16 protein-coding genes are annotated in these 18403 nt (G+C 68.6%); 9 read left to right on the top strand and 7 right to left on the bottom strand.

Annotated elements, in window-relative coordinates; translation table 11 throughout:
• Positions 1 to 132: 132 nt before the first annotated feature.
• Positions 133 to 1710, bottom strand: a complete 1578-nt coding sequence (locus MFF07_RS07825) for a glycosyltransferase family 61 protein (RefSeq protein ID WP_238231460.1) — start codon at positions 1708 to 1710, stop codon at positions 133 to 135.
• The gene (locus MFF07_RS07830; RefSeq protein WP_238231462.1) at positions 1707 to 2606 is read right to left on the bottom strand and encodes a YihY/virulence factor BrkB family protein; all 900 of its coding nucleotides are present in this window, start codon (positions 2604 to 2606) and stop codon (positions 1707 to 1709) included. The genes MFF07_RS07825 and MFF07_RS07830 overlap by 4 nt, the downstream gene beginning before the upstream one ends.
• A gap of 204 nt (positions 2607 to 2810) precedes the next feature.
• On the opposite strand from MFF07_RS07830, the gene MFF07_RS07835 reads away from it, so the two are divergent.
• The gene (locus tag MFF07_RS07835) at positions 2811 to 3692 is read left to right on the top strand and encodes a DMT family transporter (RefSeq protein WP_238231464.1); all 882 of its coding nucleotides are present in this window, start codon (positions 2811 to 2813) and stop codon (positions 3690 to 3692) included.
• 113 nt (positions 3693 to 3805) lie between these two features.
• A complete protein-coding gene (locus MFF07_RS07840) occupies positions 3806 to 5497 on the top strand; it encodes an acyl-CoA dehydrogenase family protein (protein WP_238231466.1) in 1692 nt (563 codons plus the stop codon).
• A gap of 88 nt (positions 5498 to 5585) precedes the next feature.
• On the opposite strand, the gene MFF07_RS07845 is transcribed toward MFF07_RS07840, so the two are convergent.
• Complete coding sequence (locus MFF07_RS07845; RefSeq protein ID WP_238231468.1) at positions 5586 to 5783, bottom strand: hypothetical protein; 198 nt, start codon at positions 5781 to 5783, stop codon at positions 5586 to 5588.
• Between the two features lie 54 nt (positions 5784 to 5837).
• Entirely contained in the window at positions 5838 to 7136 is a 1299-nt protein-coding gene (locus tag MFF07_RS07850) for a glycosyltransferase family 4 protein (protein ID WP_238231469.1), read from the bottom strand.
• A 116-nt stretch (positions 7137 to 7252) separates the two neighbouring features.
• Between MFF07_RS07850 and MFF07_RS07855 the strand changes: the two genes are divergently transcribed.
• The 4 genes from MFF07_RS07855 to MFF07_RS07875 all read left to right on the top strand — a co-directional run bounded on the left by MFF07_RS07855 (position 7253) and on the right by MFF07_RS07875 (position 11739).
• The gene (locus MFF07_RS07855; protein ID WP_238231471.1) at positions 7253 to 8521 is read left to right on the top strand and encodes a glycosyltransferase; all 1269 of its coding nucleotides are present in this window, start codon (positions 7253 to 7255) and stop codon (positions 8519 to 8521) included.
• 265 nt (positions 8522 to 8786) lie between these two features.
• Entirely contained in the window at positions 8787 to 9140 is a 354-nt protein-coding gene (locus tag MFF07_RS07860) for a phasin (RefSeq protein ID WP_147813806.1), read from the top strand.
• 157 nt (positions 9141 to 9297) lie between these two features.
• Entirely contained in the window at positions 9298 to 10206 is a 909-nt protein-coding gene (locus tag MFF07_RS22500) for a phasin family protein (protein ID WP_147813808.1), read from the top strand.
• An 84-nt stretch (positions 10207 to 10290) separates the two neighbouring features.
• Positions 10291 to 11739 (top strand): Do family serine endopeptidase, encoded by a 1449-nt coding sequence (locus MFF07_RS07875; RefSeq protein ID WP_238231473.1) that lies wholly within the window; start codon positions 10291 to 10293, stop codon positions 11737 to 11739.
• A 3-nt stretch (positions 11740 to 11742) separates the two neighbouring features.
• On the opposite strand, the gene htpX is transcribed toward MFF07_RS07875, so the two are convergent.
• On the bottom strand, positions 11743 to 12663 hold the full coding sequence (gene htpX, locus MFF07_RS07880) for a zinc metalloprotease HtpX (RefSeq protein ID WP_147813814.1): 921 nt from the start codon (positions 12661 to 12663) through the stop codon (positions 11743 to 11745).
• Between the two features lie 166 nt (positions 12664 to 12829).
• On the opposite strand from htpX, the gene MFF07_RS07885 reads away from it, so the two are divergent.
• Positions 12830 to 14140, top strand: coding sequence for a replication-associated recombination protein A (locus MFF07_RS07885; protein ID WP_147813816.1), 1311 nt, complete (start codon positions 12830 to 12832; stop codon positions 14138 to 14140).
• Positions 14141 to 14198: 58 nt separating this feature from the next.
• On the opposite strand, the gene MFF07_RS07890 is transcribed toward MFF07_RS07885, so the two are convergent.
• Both MFF07_RS07890 and MFF07_RS07895 read right to left on the bottom strand, forming a co-directional pair.
• Positions 14199 to 14771 (bottom strand): TetR/AcrR family transcriptional regulator, encoded by a 573-nt coding sequence (locus MFF07_RS07890; protein WP_147813818.1) that lies wholly within the window; start codon positions 14769 to 14771, stop codon positions 14199 to 14201.
• Positions 14772 to 14778: 7 nt separating this feature from the next.
• Positions 14779 to 15252, bottom strand: coding sequence for a nuclear transport factor 2 family protein (locus MFF07_RS07895; RefSeq protein ID WP_147813820.1), 474 nt, complete (start codon positions 15250 to 15252; stop codon positions 14779 to 14781).
• Positions 15253 to 15405: 153 nt separating this feature from the next.
• Between MFF07_RS07895 and MFF07_RS07900 the strand changes: the two genes are divergently transcribed.
• Both MFF07_RS07900 and MFF07_RS07905 read left to right on the top strand, forming a co-directional pair.
• Positions 15406 to 16911 (top strand): carboxypeptidase M32, encoded by a 1506-nt coding sequence (locus tag MFF07_RS07900; protein ID WP_147813822.1) that lies wholly within the window; start codon positions 15406 to 15408, stop codon positions 16909 to 16911.
• Between the two features lie 90 nt (positions 16912 to 17001).
• Complete coding sequence (locus MFF07_RS07905) at positions 17002 to 18282, top strand: Hsp70 family protein (RefSeq protein WP_147813824.1); 1281 nt, start codon at positions 17002 to 17004, stop codon at positions 18280 to 18282.
• Positions 18283 to 18403: the final 121 nt, after the last annotated feature.

Genomic DNA, 18403 nt, shown 5'->3' on the forward strand with positions numbered 1-18403 from the left:
GTTCACGACTGTCTTGCTCGAAGATCCCGTAAGTTCATCAATTATATGTTTTTATACAATCTGATGGTTCTCGCCGGTATCGTGGTCATGCCAGAACCACAGCCAAAAGAACTGTGTGATATCTGACGGACCTTATCCTGTCGGGCGTCGTGATCGCAGGGAGCCGATCCAGGCACGTGCTCGCGAAAGCACGCCGACGGGGCCGGCTGGGGAGATATTGCTCGAACGGCGGTCGAGGACAGCGTGCATCAGTGCGTCGGGGAGCCCGACCTCCGGCTCCAATCGCTCGCCGAACACGGCGATCTCGCCGATGTCCAGATCCGAACCCGGCATCACCTCGATCCGAACGAAGTGGCTCGGGAGGGGGTAGCCGGACCGAAACGTAAATACGGTGGCATGGGGGCCGTCCGGCCTCGCTTCGATGGCGTCCGGCCCCGAAACGGTGTTCCAGGTAACGGCGTCGCCCGAGACCTGCACCGAGAGCGCCGCTTTCCGGGCCGAGCCGGCGCGGTCCCGGACCGTGATGGCGTTGACCGAGCGCACCGCCTTCCAGCCGATCTGCCAACGGGTGATCCGGCCGTTCCGGCGCTGGGCCTTCACCGCGCCTTGCCCGGCCATATCCGCGCCGAACGGGGCGGGACCCGATGGAATCGTCCAGAGCCGTCGCGGTACGCGCGCAGACGCTTGCGGCGAGATACGTCCGTCGCGGAAGGCGTCGGCGATCCGGGCGAGTTCGGCCGCCATCCAGGCCGGATCCGCGATGACCATCGAGACGGTGAAGCCCGGCACCGTGCTCTCTTCTTCGCGCAGACCGTCGATCGCGTGCAGGAACAGGCTCCGGTTGCCGCAGACGCGATCGATCAGGGCCTGGTTGCTCGACGCGGCAAGGTTGTTCGACAGCGTGCAGAGCTGCCGCCCGCCTCGGAACGCCGTCGTGTGGAAGGCCGAACTCGAGAAACCCATGGCGAGGCGGGTGCGCGACCAGAGCCGAAGCTGGTCGGCGAAGCCGAGGCGCTCGGGATGCACGGTGGCGATGCCGTGGCGCGCGAGCGCCTCGGTCAGCTTGGCCTCGTTGACGATGGTGCGGTTGCCCGACGTGATCAGCGCCTTCGACAGCCAGAGGTCCGCCGGGGGGCCGGTCTCGGCGGCGGCCTCGCCGAGGATGCGGTCGCCGATGTCGCGCATCATCCGGCCGTAGACGGGCGAGGCGGAGAAGTTCTCGACGAAGGACGGCTCGGCGATGGTCAGCGACGGGAAGCGCATCGGCCCCTCGACCCGCACCAGCTGCTCCTGCCGGACGCCCAGGGCCTCCAGGCAGAGCCGGACGTGATCGTGTCGAAACAGCGCGTCCGGCTCGGCGGTGCCGACGTAGGCGATGCGGGTGGCGGTGTCCGCGTGCTGCGCCAGCGCCCAGAGCCGCGCCAGCGTGCCGACCAGGAAATGGCCGAAATGGACTTGGAACAGCCCGAGCCAGAACACCTCGCCCTCGGGCATGCAGGGCGGGGCGGCCGGCGGTTCGATCCGGGGCGGGCCGCCGACGCTGGCGTGGTCCGGGAAGGCGCGAAAGAAGCCGCTGTCCTCGATCATGCGGCCGGAGCGGTCGTAGATCGACCAATGGTGCAGAAACACGTCCCGGTGGCGCACCACGCGCAGCGCCTCCTCGACGACGTTGCACCGGCCCCACAGGATCGGGCACTTCGCGAGCATCATGGCGGAACGGTCCGCGCGCCGGCCGCCTCGACCTGCTTCGCCTTCATCCGGGCCTGAAGCCGCTGGCGGCGGGCGGCGATGACCGTGCCGTTGATCTCGCCGCCGAACAGGAACATCGCGGCGAGCCAGTACAGGAACACGAGGAAGACCATCGCCGTGGCGAGGCCGCCATAGGTCGAGACGTAGGCGTTCGAGAATCGGTCGAGATAGAAGCCGAATCCTAGGCCCGCGAGGAACCACAGCAGCAACGTCACGGCAATTCCCGGCAGCACCGCGATCAGCGGCCGACGCCCGGCCGCGACGAACTTATGGGCAATCACCAGCACCACCGCGATCAGCAGGGCCGTGATGCCGATGCGGGCGATGGTGACGGTGAGGCCGAGGGATTCGAGACCCGGGGCCACGAACACCGCCTGCCGCCACAACAACGGCCCCAGCACCACCAGCAGTGCGAAGGCGAGCATCGCGAACGCGCCGCAGATCACGTAGCCGATCGATTCGAGCCGGGTCAGCCACCAAGAGCGCATCTCGCGCCGGCCATAGGCGCGGTTCAGCCCGACGCGCAAGGATTCCACGCCGGAGGAGGAGAAGTAGAGGGCCAGCACCGCGCCGAGCGTCAGCACGCCGCCGCGCTGCTCGGTGAGCACCCGGTGGACTTCGCCGACGATGGGGTTTGCCACCTCGCGCGGCAGCGCGTCGAAGAGCAGCGTGCCGGCCTCGTCCGCCAGCGACTTCGAGCCGAACAGGCCGGCCAGCGCCGCGAGCAGGATCAGGAACGGAAACAGCGAGGTCAGCAGCGACAGCGCGATGTGGCTTGCGATGGCCCAGCCGTCATGGGCGACGAAGCGCTGCGCGGCGATTCCGGCGACGTCGAGGCTCTTGCGGGTGCGGTTCACGGGTACGGCGGCTTCGGTTCGGTCCGGGTGCCCGCAGGCGGGCTTGGGCCGACTTACGCGGAACCGGCGCGGGTCCGTCAACGTGGCGGCGGGCGTCGCGCCGTTTCGCGGCCGGCGGTGGCGTGCCGGTCACAGCCGGCGCATGGCAGCCCGCCGACGCCGGAGGTTGCATCGCCGCCCGTCGCATGGTGCAGGCCGCGCATCATGCCGAGGACCTCCGCCGGGCTGCAGGCCGCCCTGATCCCGAGCCTGTTCGTGGTGATCTGGGCGACCGGTTTCGTCACGGCGCGCCTCGTCGCCCCGCATGCGGAGCCGCTGGCCTTCGTCGCGGTGCGCGTCATCGCCACAACCGTGGTGCTTTTCGCGATCGCCTGCGTCCGGCACGTGCGCTGGCCATCGGGGCGCGCGGGGCGGGACGCGCTGATCGCCGGCGTGCTGATGCAGGGCGTTTACATCGCCGGCGTGTTCTGGGCCGTGCATCGCGGCCTGCCCGCCGGCATCGCCGCCCTCGTCGGCAGCCTGCAACCGCTCCTGACGGCTGCCATCGCCGGGCCGATGCTTGGCGAGCATGTCGCCGGCCGGCGCTGGGCCGGTATCGGTACGGGATTTCTCGGCGCGGCGTTGGTGCTGATGCCGAAGCTCGGCGCAGTCGACGCCTCCGGCATTCCGCCCATGGCGCTTGCCGTATGCATCGGCGCGATGGTGTCTATGACCTTTGGCACGCTGTGGCAGAAGCGCACGGGCGGCGGCGTGGATCTGCTCGCCAACGCCACCATCCAGTTCGCCGGAGCGTCGCTGCTGATGGTGCCGCTGGCAGCGTTCCTCAGTGATTGGCGTTTCGATGTCGGCTGGCCGCTGGGCCTCGGCTTCGTATGGTCGGTGCTCGGAAATTCGGTTGCCGGCATTCTCCTGCTGATGGCGCTGATCCGGCGCGGAGCGGTCGCGGGGGTCGCGTCGCTGTTCTTCCTGGTCCCGCCGGTCTCCGCCGTGATGGCCTTCGTGATGTTCGACGAGGCCCTGAGCCCGATGCAGATCGCCGGCATGGCCGTCGCTGCGGCAGGTGTCGCCTTGGCCAGCCGGGGCTGACTGCATTTTGCATTCAGCCGGGATCGCAGCGGGGTGGGGCAACAAACCTCTACTGCAGGGCCGATCCACCCTATAATGACCCTCAAGGACTTCATATCACGAGAGAGTGAGACATGGCCGCTTCCCCCGCCATCAGCCCCGCCAACGACACCCAGGACCTCGTCGGCCTGACCCGCGATGCGGCAGTATCCGCCAAGAAGCTCGTCGCCGAGGCGACTGCCCGCGTCCGCAAGCTGGTCCTGACGCCCGAGGGCAAGGTCGACGCCGCCAAGCTCGAAGCCGAGCAGCATGCCGCCCACGGCCTCGCCTGGCTCGCGACTTACGGTGAGGCGGTGCGCGAACTCGCCGGCTACGCCGAGCGCCTGCAGTCCGAGGGCAAGCTCGGCGAGACCGAGACGCTGCTCGTGAAGATCGGCGCGGGCGAATATCTCGACCAGATGTTCGGCGGCATCCCGATGAGCCAGGGCGAGATGGTCCGCCCGACCTCGTCGCTGGGCTTCCAGCAGAGCGAGCTCGCGCAGTACCGCACCGAGGCCGTCGAGGCGGCGATCGCCGACGGCAATACGGCGGCCAACCGCAAGGCCCTCGTCGTCAAGATCCGCGAAGGCGTCGGCGCCGGCTCTGCGACGATCGGCGATTCCGGCCTCGACGAGGACATGGAATCCATCCGCTCCGAGATGCGCCGCTTCGGCAAGGCCGAGGTCGTCGATCAGGCGCACGAGTGGCACCTGAAGAACGACTACATCCCGATGGAGATCGTGGAGAAGATGGCCGAGCTCGGTGTCTTCGGCCTGACGATCCCCGAGGAATACGGCGGCATGGGCCTGCCGAAGATCTCGATGTGCGTCGTCTCGGAAGAGCTGTCGCGCGCCTATATCGGCGTCGGCTCGCTCGGCACCCGCACGGAGATCGCGGCCGAGCTGATCCTCGGCGGCGGCACCGAGGAGCAGAAGCAGCGCTTCCTGCCGAAGCTCGCCTCGGGCGAGATCCTGCCCACCGCCGTCTTCACCGAGCCGAACACCGGCTCCGACCTCGCCTCGCTGCGCACCCGCGGCACGAAGGAGGGCGACGTCTGGAAGATCAACGGCAATAAGACCTGGATCACGCACCCCGTGCGCGCCGACATCATGACGGTGCTGGTGCGCACCAAGCCCGAGGAGAAGGGCCATCGCGGCCTCTCCATGCTCATCGCCGAGAAGGCCCGCGGCACCGACGCGGAGCCCTTCCCGGTCGAGGGCCTGTCGGGCGGCGAGATCCACGTGCTCGGCTATCGCGGCATGAAGGAATACGAGCTGTCCTTCGAGGACTTCTCGGTCCCCGGCAACAACCTGCTCGGCGACGTCGAGGGCAAGGGCTTCGCCCAGCTCATGCAGACCTTCGAGTCGGCCCGCATCCAGACCGCCGCCCGTGCCATCGGCGTCGCCCAGTCGGCCCTCGATGTCGGCCTGCGCTACGCTGAGGAACGGGTGCAATTCGGCAAGCCGCTGGTTGAGTTCCCCCGCGTCGCCGACAAGATCGCGATGATGGCGGTGGAGATCAACATCGCCCGCCAGCTCACCTACTTCTCGGCCCGCGAGAAGGACGAGGGCAAGCGCTGCGACCTCGAGGCCGGGATGGCCAAGCTGCTCGGTGCCCGCGTCGCCTGGGCGGCCGCCGACAACGCCCTGCAGATCCATGGCGGCAACGGCTTCGCCCTCGAATACCAGGTGAGCCGCCTGCTCTGCGACGCCCGCATCCTCTCGATCTTCGAGGGCGCGGCCGAGATCCAGGCGCAGGTGATCGCTCGCCGGCTGCTGGAGCAGTAGACCGCTCCGGTCGAAGATGCCGCGACGACAAATGAAAAACGCCGGGGCATCCACCCCGGCGTTTTTTCGTTTCGTGGCAGCTTCTCGACTACTTCGTGATCTTCACCGAGACCGGGTCGCTCGACGGAAACGTTTCTTCGAGGGCTTCGTCGAGGCGGTCTTCCATCTTGCCCTGCGTGTTGGCGGGGTTGGACGTGTCGCCGGTCGGTTTGTCGCTCGGACGCTTGCCGTGCTCGTCGGCCTTGGCGTCGCCGCCGGCCGGATTTTTGGCTGTCGTCTCGGACATGTCGGGTCACTCGCTACTTCGGGTCGGCATCCGCATCGCGGTGCGCGTGCCCGGTCAACGCAGCGCGCGCGGCGGTGTTTCCGTGCCGATCGGCGGTGGGCGACGGGTGGCCCCGGCGGCGATGCGGTGGCGCTGCCCCGCCGCCTCGCGGGCCACGCGCTCGTAGACCTGCTCGAGCCGGTCGAGATGGGCGTCGACGCTGAGCGGGCCGGACCAGTAGCGCTCGTGCGCCTGCCGGCTCAGCCTGTCGGCGAGTACGTCGTCCGTGAGCCGCGAGAGATGCGCGGCGAGCGCGGCCGGATCGCCGGAGCGGAACCAGAAGCCGTTCTCGCCGTCCTCGATCGCCTCACGTCCGGCACAGGCATCGCTGACGACGACCGGGCAGCCGACGGCCAGAGCCTCGTAGACCGTGAGCGGCTGGCCCTCGTACCAGATGCTCGGGAACACCAGCGCCCGTGCCTCGCGCATCAGCGCCTGGACCTCTCCCGCCTGCTTCCAGCCGAGCATGACGCTCTCGGGGTAGTGCGCCTTGAGCTCTGCCGCGCTCGGCCCGTCGCCGACGAAGACCGGCCGTACCCCCGCCCTGCGCGCGGCTTCCGCGAAGATCGGCGCACCTTTCTCGGTCGAGATGCGGCCGACGAACAGGAAGTCGCCGGGCGGGCCGGAGCGGGGCGGGGCCTTGGCCACCGAGATCGGGTTGTCGACGCGGTGAAACACCGTGGTTTCGGGCAGCAACGGCGCGATCACACGCTCCTGCAATGCGCTGATCGTGACAACATGGCGGAACAGGTCGGGCAGACGGGCGACGTGATCCAGGCCGACATGGCGCACGACCCGCAGGAGTTTTCGCGGGTAAGAGCGCGCATCGCAATTTGTGCCGAGGCAGGAGAGCGACATCGGCGTGCGGTGGCAGATGGCTTTCGCCGGGTAGTCGTAGAAGCCGCCGTTCGGGCAGACCAGGAAGAACTCGTGCATCGTGTAGAGGCACGGCAGGCCCGATGCCCGGATCGCCGGGCCGATTGAGGGTGAGAGCGACTTGGCGAAGGCGTGGACATGCACCAGCGTGTCGGCGGGATCGTAGTGCCGGAGTTCCCTGGCGAGTGCGGCGGCGGCCTTGCGGTTCCAGATTGCCTGGGTCGCGAAGGCGAGTTTGTTCGTCGTGGAAGCGATGTCGTCCTGCCCGAGGCAGACGACGCGGATGCCGGCGGCTCCAAGTCGCGGATCGACCGGGCCGACGGCGGCGAAGACCGTGACGGCGTGTCCCCGCGATCGCAGCCCCAACGCCGAGTCGAGCGCGACTTTCGCCTGCCCTCCATTAATGTGGGCGTGATCGAGAACCAGGACGACACGCACGACGGCAGCCGATCATTCCGGGGAAAGTCGATCATCTTTACCGGTCGGCAGTTGATCGTGCGTAAACCCGAAGACGATCCGGGCCGCGAGACGCCCGGCGACCGGGGCGTCCTGCCATGCATGTCGTGATCCTCGCCGAATTCGCCGTCGCAAGCGGCGGCGCGGAGAAGGTCGCCGTGGAATCCGCCCGCGGCCTCGCTGAGGCCGGCGTCGCCGTCAGTTTCATTCAGGCGGTCGACGGGCCGGCGGACGCGCTGCTCGACCATCCGCGCATCCGGCATATCAGTCTCGGCCTCGCCGACGTCTGGTCGCTGCCGGCCTGGAAGGGGGCGGTCACCGGGATCTGGCACGGCGAGGCCGCCCGCAGGCTCGGCGCCGCCCTCGATGCGCTGCCTGTTCGGGCCGATTGCATCCACCTGCATCAATGGACCCGCGCGCTCTCGCCGTCAGTGCTGCCCGTTCTGCTCGCCCGCGGCGTACCGGTGGCAGTGACCTTGCACGACTACTTTCTAGCCTGCCCGAACGGTCTCTATTACCGCTTCGATAGAGCCGAGCCCTGCACGCTGAAGCCGCTCTCTGCCTCCTGCATCGCGGCCTCCTGTGATCCGAAGAGCCGGCTGCACAAGCTGGTGCGCGTCGCCCGATCGGCCGCGATGCGGACAGCGATCGGCGCCGGCCATCTCGACGTCGTCCATGTCTGCGATGCCAGCGTCGGACGGGCCGACGCCCTGCTCGCCGGCTTCGACCTGCGGCATCACCGCCTCGACAATCCCGTGCGCACGCCGAAGGGGCCGGCAGCCGAGCCGGCCAGGGGCGACGCCATCGCCTATGTCGGCCGGCTGACGCCGGAGAAGGGTGCAGACCTCGTCGCCGACGCGGCGCGGCAGGCCGGGATCCCGGCTTTGTTCATCGGGGCGGGTCCGCTCGAAGAGCGGCTGCGGGCAACGCCCGGCGTCGAAGTGCTCGGCTGGCGCAGCCCAGTGGAGGTCGAGGCGGTTCTGCGCAACCGCGCGCGCGCCGTCTGCGCACCGTCGCGCTGGTACGAGACAGGGCCGCTCACCGTCTACGAAGCACTCGCTGCCGGTATCCCGGCGGTCGCCTCGACCCGCGCGGGCGCCTCCGAAAAGGTCGAGGACGGTGTGACCGGGTTCACCGTCGAGCCGGATGTTGGGGCACTCGCTGCGGTCTTCGCGAAGCTCGCCGACAGCCGGCTTGTGCAGCGCACAGGGCGAGCCGCCTATGAGCGCTATTGGGCCGCTCCGATGACGCTCGCGGTGCATGCCGCCGGCCTGATCCGGATCTACGAATCGGCGATGCGTGGCACTGCACGCAAGCTCAACGATATCAATCCGGATTCTGCATTTAGTCTCGCCATGAATCGTTAGCCAGCAGCGCGGCCTCGAGCTCTTGGCTTACAGGTTCCGCCAATTGTCACGTCTTCGGCTGGTACGTTTGACCACGGCCCATCCGGGCTGCTAGCCTCTGTTTAGCCGATTTCAGTTTTAGATCAATTACATGCCGTACAAATGTGGCGCACGGAGCGTCCTCGAAAGCCGTCTTGACTTCAATGTTGCACTGCAACATATCTCCGACGGGCTGGACGCGACGAGTCGCCGCGGCCGGACGAAAATGTCCACAGGAGAGATTGCTTTGGCTACGCAAGGTTTCGAGATCCCGACCGAATTCCGCGATTTCGCGGACAAGAGCGTCGACCAGGCCCGCAATGCTTTCGGCAGCTTCCTGAGCGGCGCCGTGAAGACCTCCGAGCAGCTGCAGAGCACCGGCGTCAACGTCCAGTCGACCGTGCATGCCGCCGTCCTCAAGGGCATCGACCACGCCCAGACGAACGCGAACGCCACCTTCGACTTCACGCAGAAGCTCGTTCGCGCCCGCGACCTCCGCGAGGCCTTCGAGATCCAGTCCGAATACGTGAAGTCCCAGTTCGCCGCCCTCCAGGCGCAGGCGAAGGACTACGGTTCGCTGGCCCAGAAAGCCGCGCACTAAAGCGTTTCGCGCCTGACGCGACGAAGCATCTCCCGGAGAACCCGCGACCGGTCCGGTCGCGGGTTCGACCCCACGGAGAGGAGGCAGCCCGGAATTCCTCGTGTGGGATCCCGGCGCAACGCCTCGCACCGATACGAAACGACGAGGAGGCGGCCTGATGGCAACGCACACTGATCCGACGCGGAAATCCGATGCGGCCGCGAAGAACGCGCCAGCCGAGGATGCGAAGCCAGTGACGAAGCCGGCCGCCGAGGCGATCGCAAAGGCCGCGCAGAAGCCGCCGGCCGCTAAGCCTGCCCCGGCTCCGGTACCGAAGGCTGCCGCGGACAAAGCCGCGAGCATCACCTCCCCACCGGCCAAGACCCAGCACAAGACCGAGCCGGCGCAGACCTTCAGGCCTCCGGCACCGAAAACCGAGACCGCTGGATTGAAGCCCGTAGCCTCCGAGAAGGCCGCTCCGGCGACGGCGAATGCGTCCGTCCCGAAGGCGGAACCTGCAAAGCCTGTTCCGGTCGAGAGCAAGGTGGCCGCGGAGGCCAAGCCTGCGTCGAAGGCGGCCGACACGGCTGCCGCCGCCAATTCCAACGCGAAAACCGCTCCGCCCACCGCCAAAGTCGAGCCCAAGGCCGAGCCGGCCCCGAAGCCCGCGCCGGACACGGTGGAGGCCCAGCCGGCCCCTGCACCGAAGCCCGTTGCCGCAAAGCCGCCGGCTCCCGAGGCCAAATCACCGGAGTTCGAAGCTCCGGCCCCGAAGGCACCGGCTGTCGAGACTGTCGTTGCGGCGGCTGCCAAGCCTGCCGCGATTGCCGCCAAGGCGTCCGCAACCTTCGGTGTTGGTGCATCCTCGGCTCAGTTCACCGAGATCAACGAGACCGTGCTCACCTTCGTCCGCAAGGAAGGCGAGGCTGCGCTCGCCCACATGCAGGCGCTCACCAGGGTGAAGTCGCCGGCCGAGTTGATCCGTCTCCAGGTCGGCGAGTTCCAGCGGGCGGCCGATTCATCTCTCAGTTGCATCAGCACCATCGTGCGCAGCGCGAGCCGGATGGGCGGCGTGCGTCTCCCCTGACGCAACGGGGCGTGTGAAGCCACGCGCACGCCCGATTCGGCGTGATAGACACCCCGAAAGCCTCATCGCCTTCGGGAGACCACCATGCCTCGTTCGCCGCTCATGCCGGCCCTCGCCGTCGCCCTGACCGCCGCGGCCTGCCTCGCGCCGCCGCCCGTCATCGCTCAGATGGCGGCGACGCCCGAGAAGGTGCCCCCGCTCTCGAAGGGTGAGATCCAGCTCTCCTTCGCGCCGATCGTGAAGCGGGCCGCGCCGTCGGTCGTCAACGTCTACGCCACGCATGTCGAGAAGCGGAACGCCCGCTCCAACGCTATGGCTGAGTTCATGCGCCGCTTCTTCGGTGAAGACGCGCCGGGCCGCGGCCCCGGCGGGACGCCCGGCGAACGGGCGCAGCGCTCGCTGGGCTCCGGTGTGATCGTCGACGCCTCGGGCCTCGTCATCACCAACAACCACGTCATCGACAACATGAACGAGGTGAAGGTCTCGCTTGCCGACCGCCGCGAGTTCGAGGCCACCATCGTGCTGCGCGATCCGCGCACCGACCTCGCCGTGCTCAAGATCAAGTCGCCGGCCGACGTCGCCCCAATGCCGATCGGCGATTCCGATCATCTCGAGGTCGGCGATTTCGTGATGGCGATCGGCAACCCCTTCGGCGTCGGCCAGACGGTGACGCAGGGCATCATTTCGGCGCTCGCGCGCACCCAGGTCGGCTCGTCCGACTACCAGTTCTTCATCCAGACGGACGCCGCGATCAATCCGGGCAATTCGGGCGGCGCACTGGTGGACCTCAAGGGCCACCTCGTCGGCGTCAACACCGCGATCTATTCGCAATCCGGCGGCAGCCACGGCATCGGCTTCGCCATTCCCGCCAGCATGATCCGCGCCGTCGTCGATACCGCCAAGGGCGGCGGTTCGACCGTGCGGCGGCCCTGGCTCGGCGCACGCCTGCAGACCGTGACGCCGGATATCGCCGAGAGCGTAGGCCTCGACCGCCCCACCGGCGTCCTGGTGGCCAGCATGCAGCCCAAGAGCCCGGCCGAGGATTCCGGTCTGAAGCGCGGCGACGTCGTTCTGGCCATCGACGGCCAGCAGGTCGACGACCCGGAGGCCTTCGGGTATCGCTTCGCCTTGAAGGGGACGACGGGCAAGACGACCCTCAGCATCCAGCGCGGCGCGAAGAAGCAGACGGTCGAGGTGAAGCTCGGCTCCGCACCGGAAACCCGGCCCCGCGACATGCTGAAGGTGAAGAGCCGCTCGCCCTTCGTCGGCGCGACGCTCGTCAACACGTCGCCGGCGGTCGCCGAGGAAATCCAGGTCGACCTGCCGGCGGACGGCGTGGCCGTCGCCGAAGTCGAGGAAGGCTCGATCGCCGGCCGCTCTGGCTTCAAGAAGGGCGACGTCATCGTCGCGATCAACGGCAGCATCGTCTCTTCGACCAAGGACCTCGAACGCATGACCCGCGACAGCCTCGGCGTCTGGGAGGTCTCGATCAACCGCGGCGGCGAGGTGATGACGACGGTGTTCCGGGGGTAGCCGTCAGCTCCAGGGTCCGCGCCGAGATGGATCCGGCGATCCGGCCCAGGGCGCGTCTCTGAATCCGCCGCCACCCACTCCCGCCGGCATCCCGCCGACGAGTTGCCGCAACGCCGCGACTCGCTCGCGCGTGGGCGGATGCGTCGAAAAGAGCGCGTCGATGCCCCCGCCCGTGAGCGGGTTGATGATGAACATCGGCGCGGTGGCCGGGTGGCTCTCGGCCGACGGGCTCGTCACCTGCCTCACGCCGGCCTCGATCCGCTCGAGCGCCGAGGCTAGCCAGAGCGGGTTGCCGCAGATGGCGGCACCCTCGCGGTCGGCCTCGTACTCGCGGGCGCGGCTGATGGCGAACTGCACGATCATCGCGGCGAACGGTGCCGCGATGGCGGCGGCGATCGAGACCAGCGGGTTCGGCCGGGCATCGCCGCGCCCGCCGAACAGGAAGCCGAACTGCGCCAGCGTCGCGATTGCTCCGGCGAGGGTTGCTGAGACCGTCATGATCAGCGTGTCGCGATTCTTGATGTGCGCCAACTCGTGCGCCATCACCGCCGCGACCTCTTCGCGGCTCAGCGTATTCAGCAGGCCGGTCGTCGCGGCGACCGCCGCGTTCTGCGGGTTGCGGCCGGTGGCGAAGGCGTTGGGCTGCGGATCGTCGACGAGATAGACCCGCGGCATCGGCAGGCCGGCCCGGCCGGCCAGATCGCGCACCATCGCAACGAGATCCGGCGCACTGTACGCATCGACTTCGCGGGCGCCGTGGGCGTTCAGCGCGAGGCTGTCGGAGCGCCAGTAGGCGTAGAGGTTCGTCAGCGCGGCCATGCCGAGCGCCAGCACCATTCCCTTGGCGCCCCCTAGCGCCAGCCCGACTGCACCGAAGAGGGCGGTAAGGCCGGCGAGCAGCACGGCGGTCTTGAGGGAGTTCATCGGTTCGCCGCCTCGCCTGTCGTCACCGGCTCGATAATGGGCGCTCGGCCGGCGCCGTTGAAGACATGGAGGTGTGACGGCAGGCACCGCGCGGTTTCGGTTCGGTCTTGTGGGCGCGGTACGGGACGGGCTTGCCGAGCCGTCCGCCTGAGGTGTTGATGCGCCGATGTCCGACCTCTTCGCCTCCGCCGGCCTCGATAATTCCGCGCCGCGCCCGCTGGCCGACCGCCTGCGCCCGCAGACGCTCGCCGAGGTGGTCGGCCAGGAGCATCTGACCGGGCCGGACGGCTCGCTGTCGCGGCTGCTGAATTCGAAAGCGCTCGGCTCGCTGATCTTCTGGGGGCCGCCCGGCACCGGCAAGACCACGGTGGCGCGGCTGCTCGCCCACGAGGTCGACCTGCATTTCGAGCAGATCTCGGCGATCTTTTCCGGTGTCGCCGACCTGCGAAAGGTGTTCGAGGCGGCGCGCGGGCGGCGCTCCACCGGTCGCGGCACGCTGCTCTTCGTCGACGAGATCCACCGCTTCAACCGGGCCCAGCTCGATGCCTTCCTGCCGGTGATGGAGGATGGCACCGTCACCCTCGTCGGCGCCACCACCGAGAACCCGTCCTTCGAGCTGAACGCGGCGCTGCTCTCCCGCGCCCGCGTCCTGCTGTTCCGGGCGCTCGACGCGGCGGCGATCGCAAAGCTGCTCGCCCGCGCAGAGGACCTGACGGGTCAGCCGCTGCCGCTCGACGAGGAGGCCCGCGCCGTCCTCGTGCGCATGGCCGACGGCGACGGCCGCGCCTCGCTGACGCTCGCGGAAGAGGTCTGGCGCTCGGCCAGGCCCGGCGAGACGCTCGATGCGAAGACGCTCCAGGATCTCGTCCAGCGCCGCGCGCCGATCTACGACAAGGCGCAGGAGGGACACTACAACCTGATCAGCGCACTCCATAAGACCGTGCGCGGCTCGGACCCGGATGCGGCGCTGTACTACCTCTGCCGGATGCTCGACGGCGGCGAGGACCGGCTGTTCATCGCGCGGCGGCTCGTGCGCATGGCGGTGGAGGATATCGGGCTGGCCGATCCGCAGGCGCTGGTGATCGCCAACGCGGCCAAGGACGCCTTCGACTTCCTCGGCTCGCCGGAGGGCGAACTCGCGCTCGCCCAGGCCACGGTCTATCTGGCCTGCGCGCCTAAATCGAACGCCGTCTACAACGCCTACAAAGCCGCGACGCGGGTCGCGAAGGATCACGGCTCGCTGCCGCCGCCCCGCGTCATCCTGAACGCGCCGACGAAGCTCATGAAGACCATCGGCTACGGCGACAGCTACCGCTACGACCACGACGAGCCGGACGCGTTTTCGGGTCAGGATTACTGGCCGGAAAAACTCGACCGCCAGCATTTCTATGTGCCGACCGACCGTGGGATGGAGACGCGCTACGGCGAGCGGCTGGCCTATTGGGAGAGATTGCGGCGGGAGCGGCGCGAGAAGTAGCCGACCCCGATGGCCGCCGTCTGCGGTCCGCGATGACGGCGTTGGATCGGTTCAGCTTTCACCGGGGATTGCTCCCGGCCAGCAGCCGCCCCTCCAGCCGATTCAGCATCCGCCCGAACAGTTCGGAGTCCTGCAAGGCCCGCGATGCGACGAGCGCGCCCTGGATCATCGCGACGGCCTCTTCGGCGAGACTCGCCGCCATTTCCTGGGCGACGCCGGTTCGAACCAGCGCCGAAGCGAGCGCATCCCGCCACGCCAGAAAATACGAATGGATGCGCTCGGCGAAGCGGTCGCGCACGTCGCCGAGCGCCAGCACGCCGACGAGGCAGACGCGCCGGCCGGAGCGGAAATAGGCGTCCGTGTCACGCAGACTCGCCCGAATCGCGGCGGCCGCATCCGGCTCCTCGCGCAGCGGCCGAAAGATCCGGGTCTCGAACCAGCCGTCGATCTCGTCGAGCACGGCGTTGGCCATCTCCTCCTTCCCGCCCGGGAAGAAGTGATAGAGGCTGCCCTTGCCGAGGCCCGTGCGCTGGCCGATCAGAGCAAGGCTCGCGCCCTCGTAGCCGTGCTCGCGAAACACCTCCGCGAGCGCCGGCAGGATATCCGCGCGCTCGGCGACGATACGCGGCATCGGCGGGTCAAAGCCCGAGTTCGGTCAGCCCCGGATGATCGGCCGGACGCGGGCCCGAGCGGTCCCAGTGGAACAGCCGCTCGCCCTCCTGGATCGGCAGATCGTTGATGCTGGCATGGCGGACCTGCATCAGGCCGTTGGCATCGAACTCCCAATTCTCGTTGCCGTAGGCGCGGAACCACTGTCCGGCTGCATCCTGGTACTCGTAGGCGAAGCGAACCGCGATGCGGTTGTCGTCCTGCGCCCAAATCTCCTTGATCAGGCGGTACTCGTGCTCACGCTGCCACTTGGCGGTGAGGAATGCGACGATCGCCTCCCGGCCCCGAAAGATGTCCGAGCGGTTCCGCCAGCGGCTGTCGGCCGTGTAGGCGAGCGAGATCTTTTCAGGGTTGCGTCCGTTCCAGCCGTCCTCTGCGGCGCGAACCTTCTTGATCGCTGTCTCCTGGGTGAAGGGCGGCAATGGCGGGCGGGTCTCGGTCATGGGGCGTCCTCCTCGGTCGTTCTTGTACCGAACGGTACAGATTGTTCCGATTGGTTAAGAGGGGCGGCCTCCGTTGTCAACGGCGCGTCGCCAGCACGGCACGGGGCATGTTAGGCCGCTCACACCTCCTCCTGCCAAGGACACCCGACATCGATGCAGGCCTACCGCTCGCTCGCGACCACCTTCTCCCGGCTCGGCGCGCTGGATGACGCCGCCGGCATTCTCGGCTGGGACACGCAGACCCTGATGCCGGACGGCGCCTCGGACACGCGGGGTGAGCAACTTGCGACGCTGAGCGTGCTCTCGCACGAATTGCTGACGGCCCCAGCGATGGGGGACCGCCTCGCGGAGGCCGAAGCGGATGCCGCCGCGCTCGGCGAATGGGAGCGGGCGAACCTGCGCGAGATGCGGCGTGTCCACACCCATGCCTCCGCCGTTCCGGGCGATCTCGTCGAGGCCAGCTCCAAGGCGTCCACCAAGTCGGAAATGGTCTGGCGCGAGGCGCGCCGGAACGCCGATTTTGCGAGTCTGAAGCCGCATCTCGCCGAAGTTCTGCGGCTGCAGCGCCTCGTCGGCGAGGCGAAGGGCGCGGTCCTCGGCCTTTCGCCCTACGATGCGCTGCTCGACGGCTACGATCCGGGCATGCGCCGCGCCCGCATCGATCCGCTGTTTTCCGAGTTGCGTTCCACCTTGCCGGGCCTCGTCCAGCAGGCGCAGGCGCGGCAGGCCTCGCAGCCCCCGGTCAGGCCGTTGCCCGGTCCGTTCCCGGTGGAGAGCCAGAAGACCCTGGGGCTCGCGCTGATGAGCGCCGCCGGCTTCGATTTTTCGCGGGGGCGGCTCGATGTCAGCCTGCACCCGTTCTGCGGCGGCGCCACCGACGACGTCCGCATCACCACCCGCTACGACGAAGCCGACGCCACCCGCGCTCTGATGGGCGTGATGCACGAGACCGGGCACGCCCTCTACGAGCAGGGCCGCCCGGCCGCCTGGCGTCACCAGCCTGTGGGGCAGGCGCGCGGCATGAGCTTGCACGAGAGCCAGTCGCTGCTGATCGAGATGCAGGCCTGCCGCACGCGCGAGTTCTCGGAGTTTTTGGCCCCGCGCCTCCGCGAAGCCTTCCGGGGGGAGGGGGCCGAGTGGAACGCCGACAACGTTCACCGGCTCTACACGCGGGTGGAGCCCGGCTTCATCCGCGTCGATGCCGACGAGGTGACGTATCCGGCCCACGTCCTGCTCCGCTACGAACTGGAGACGGCGATGATCGCCGGCGACCTCGCCGTCGCCGACCTGCCGGGCGCCTTCAACGACGGGATGAAGCGGCTCCTCGGGCTGGATGTGCCGAACGACCGCCTCGGCTGCCTGCAGGACATCCACTGGCCCGGCGGCAGTTTCGGGTATTTTCCGACTTATACGCTCGGTGCCATGGGTGCGGCTCAGCTTTTTAAAGCGGCTTGCGCGGCTTTGCCGGGCAGCCTGCCGGCGTTGGCGCAGGGCGATTTCTCGGAGTTACGCGGCTGGCTGCGCGACAATGTCCATTCCAAGGGTAGCCTGCTGCAGACCGACGATCTGCTGGTCGCGGCGACCGGCAAACCACTTGGCGCAGAGGATTTTCTGGCGCATCTCGACCGCCGCTATGTCGCCGACGCCGCCGTGTCCTGACGCCGAAAACCGCGTCCCGCGGTAGACCGGCCGGGCCGCATGCCGTAGGCAACCGCCCCTTCCCAGGAAATGGCCGGAGACCCTTCGTACATGGCGGCCTGCGGCCTCGATTTCGGCACCTCGAACACCACGCTTGGCCTTGCCACGGCTGGCCGGCCCTCATTGTCGCCCCTGGAAGGCGCGCATCGGACGATCCCCAGCGCGATCTTCTTTCGTCCGGGGCACGAAGCCGTCATCGGGCGCGCGGCGATCTCGGCCTATGTCGAGGGTGAGCCGGGCCGGCTGATGCGCAGCCTCAAATCTGTGCTGGGATCGAGCCTCATCGAGGAGAGCACCCCGGTCGGCCGTGAACGCCTGCGCTTCCGCGAGGTCATCGCCCGCTATCTCGGCGCGGTGAAGAGCCGGGCGGAGGCCGCCGGCGGCGTCGAACTCGACACGGTGGTGCATGGCCGCCCTGTCCACTTCGTCGACGGCGACGAGGCCGGCGACCGCAAGGCGGAGGACACGCTCCGCGCCATCGCCGGCGAGGTCGGTTTCCGCCATGTCCGTTTCCAGTACGAGCCGATCGCGGCGGCGCTCGACTACGAACAGTCGGTCGCGAGCGAAGAAATCGCGCTGATCGCCGATATCGGCGGCGGCACCTCGGACTTTTCCATCGTCCGGCTCTCCCCCGAGCGGCACCGCCGCGCCGACCGCGCCGAGGACATCCTGGCCAATGACGGCGTGCGAATCGGCGGCACGGATTTCGACCGCCGGCTCAGCCTCGGCACGGTGATGCCGCTGATGGGGCTCGGCAGCCCGATGAAGCGCGCCGACCTCCTCGTTCCGAACGGCTACTTCCACGACCTCGCGACGTGGTCGAGCATCAACCGGCTCTACGACCGCAAGGTGTTTCGCGAGTTGGAGGAGGTCGCGCGCGATGCGGCGCGGCCCGAGCTGATCGATCGCCTTCGGACCGTGGTCGAGGCCGAGCGCGGCCATGCGCTGGCCATGGCGGTGGAGGGCGCGAAGATTGCGGCCTCCGACAGCGACGACGGCCGCATCGACCTCGATTGGGTCGAGGCGGGCTTGGTGGTTGCGGTCGACCGCGCCGGCCTCGCCCGGCAGACCGATACGCTGGCGGAGCGGGTCGCCGAGCGGATCGGGCGCTGTCTGGCTCAGGCGGGGCTGACGGCTGCGGGAATCGATGCGATCTTCCTCACTGGCGGTTCGACCGGCCTGCCGCATGTGCGCGCGGCGCTCTGCGCCAGCGTGCCGGAGGCGCGGGTCGTCGATGGCGACACCTTCGGCTCGGTCGGCGTCGGGCTGGCGATCGAGGCGGCGCGTCAGTTCGGGCCGGTGCGCGTGCTGGCGGGTGCCGATGCAGGCTGATCCTCAACGCCGGCCGGCCTCGTGACATCCTACCAACATCCCTCATCCTGAGGTGCCGCGAAGCGGCCTCGAAGGAGGGCTCCAGGTAACGCGCGATCCCTGGAGCCCTCCTTCGAGGCCT

Origin of the sequence: Methylobacterium thuringiense, assembly GCF_022179645.1 — a bacterium.
GTDB lineage: Bacteria > Pseudomonadota > Alphaproteobacteria > Rhizobiales > Beijerinckiaceae > Methylobacterium > Methylobacterium thuringiense.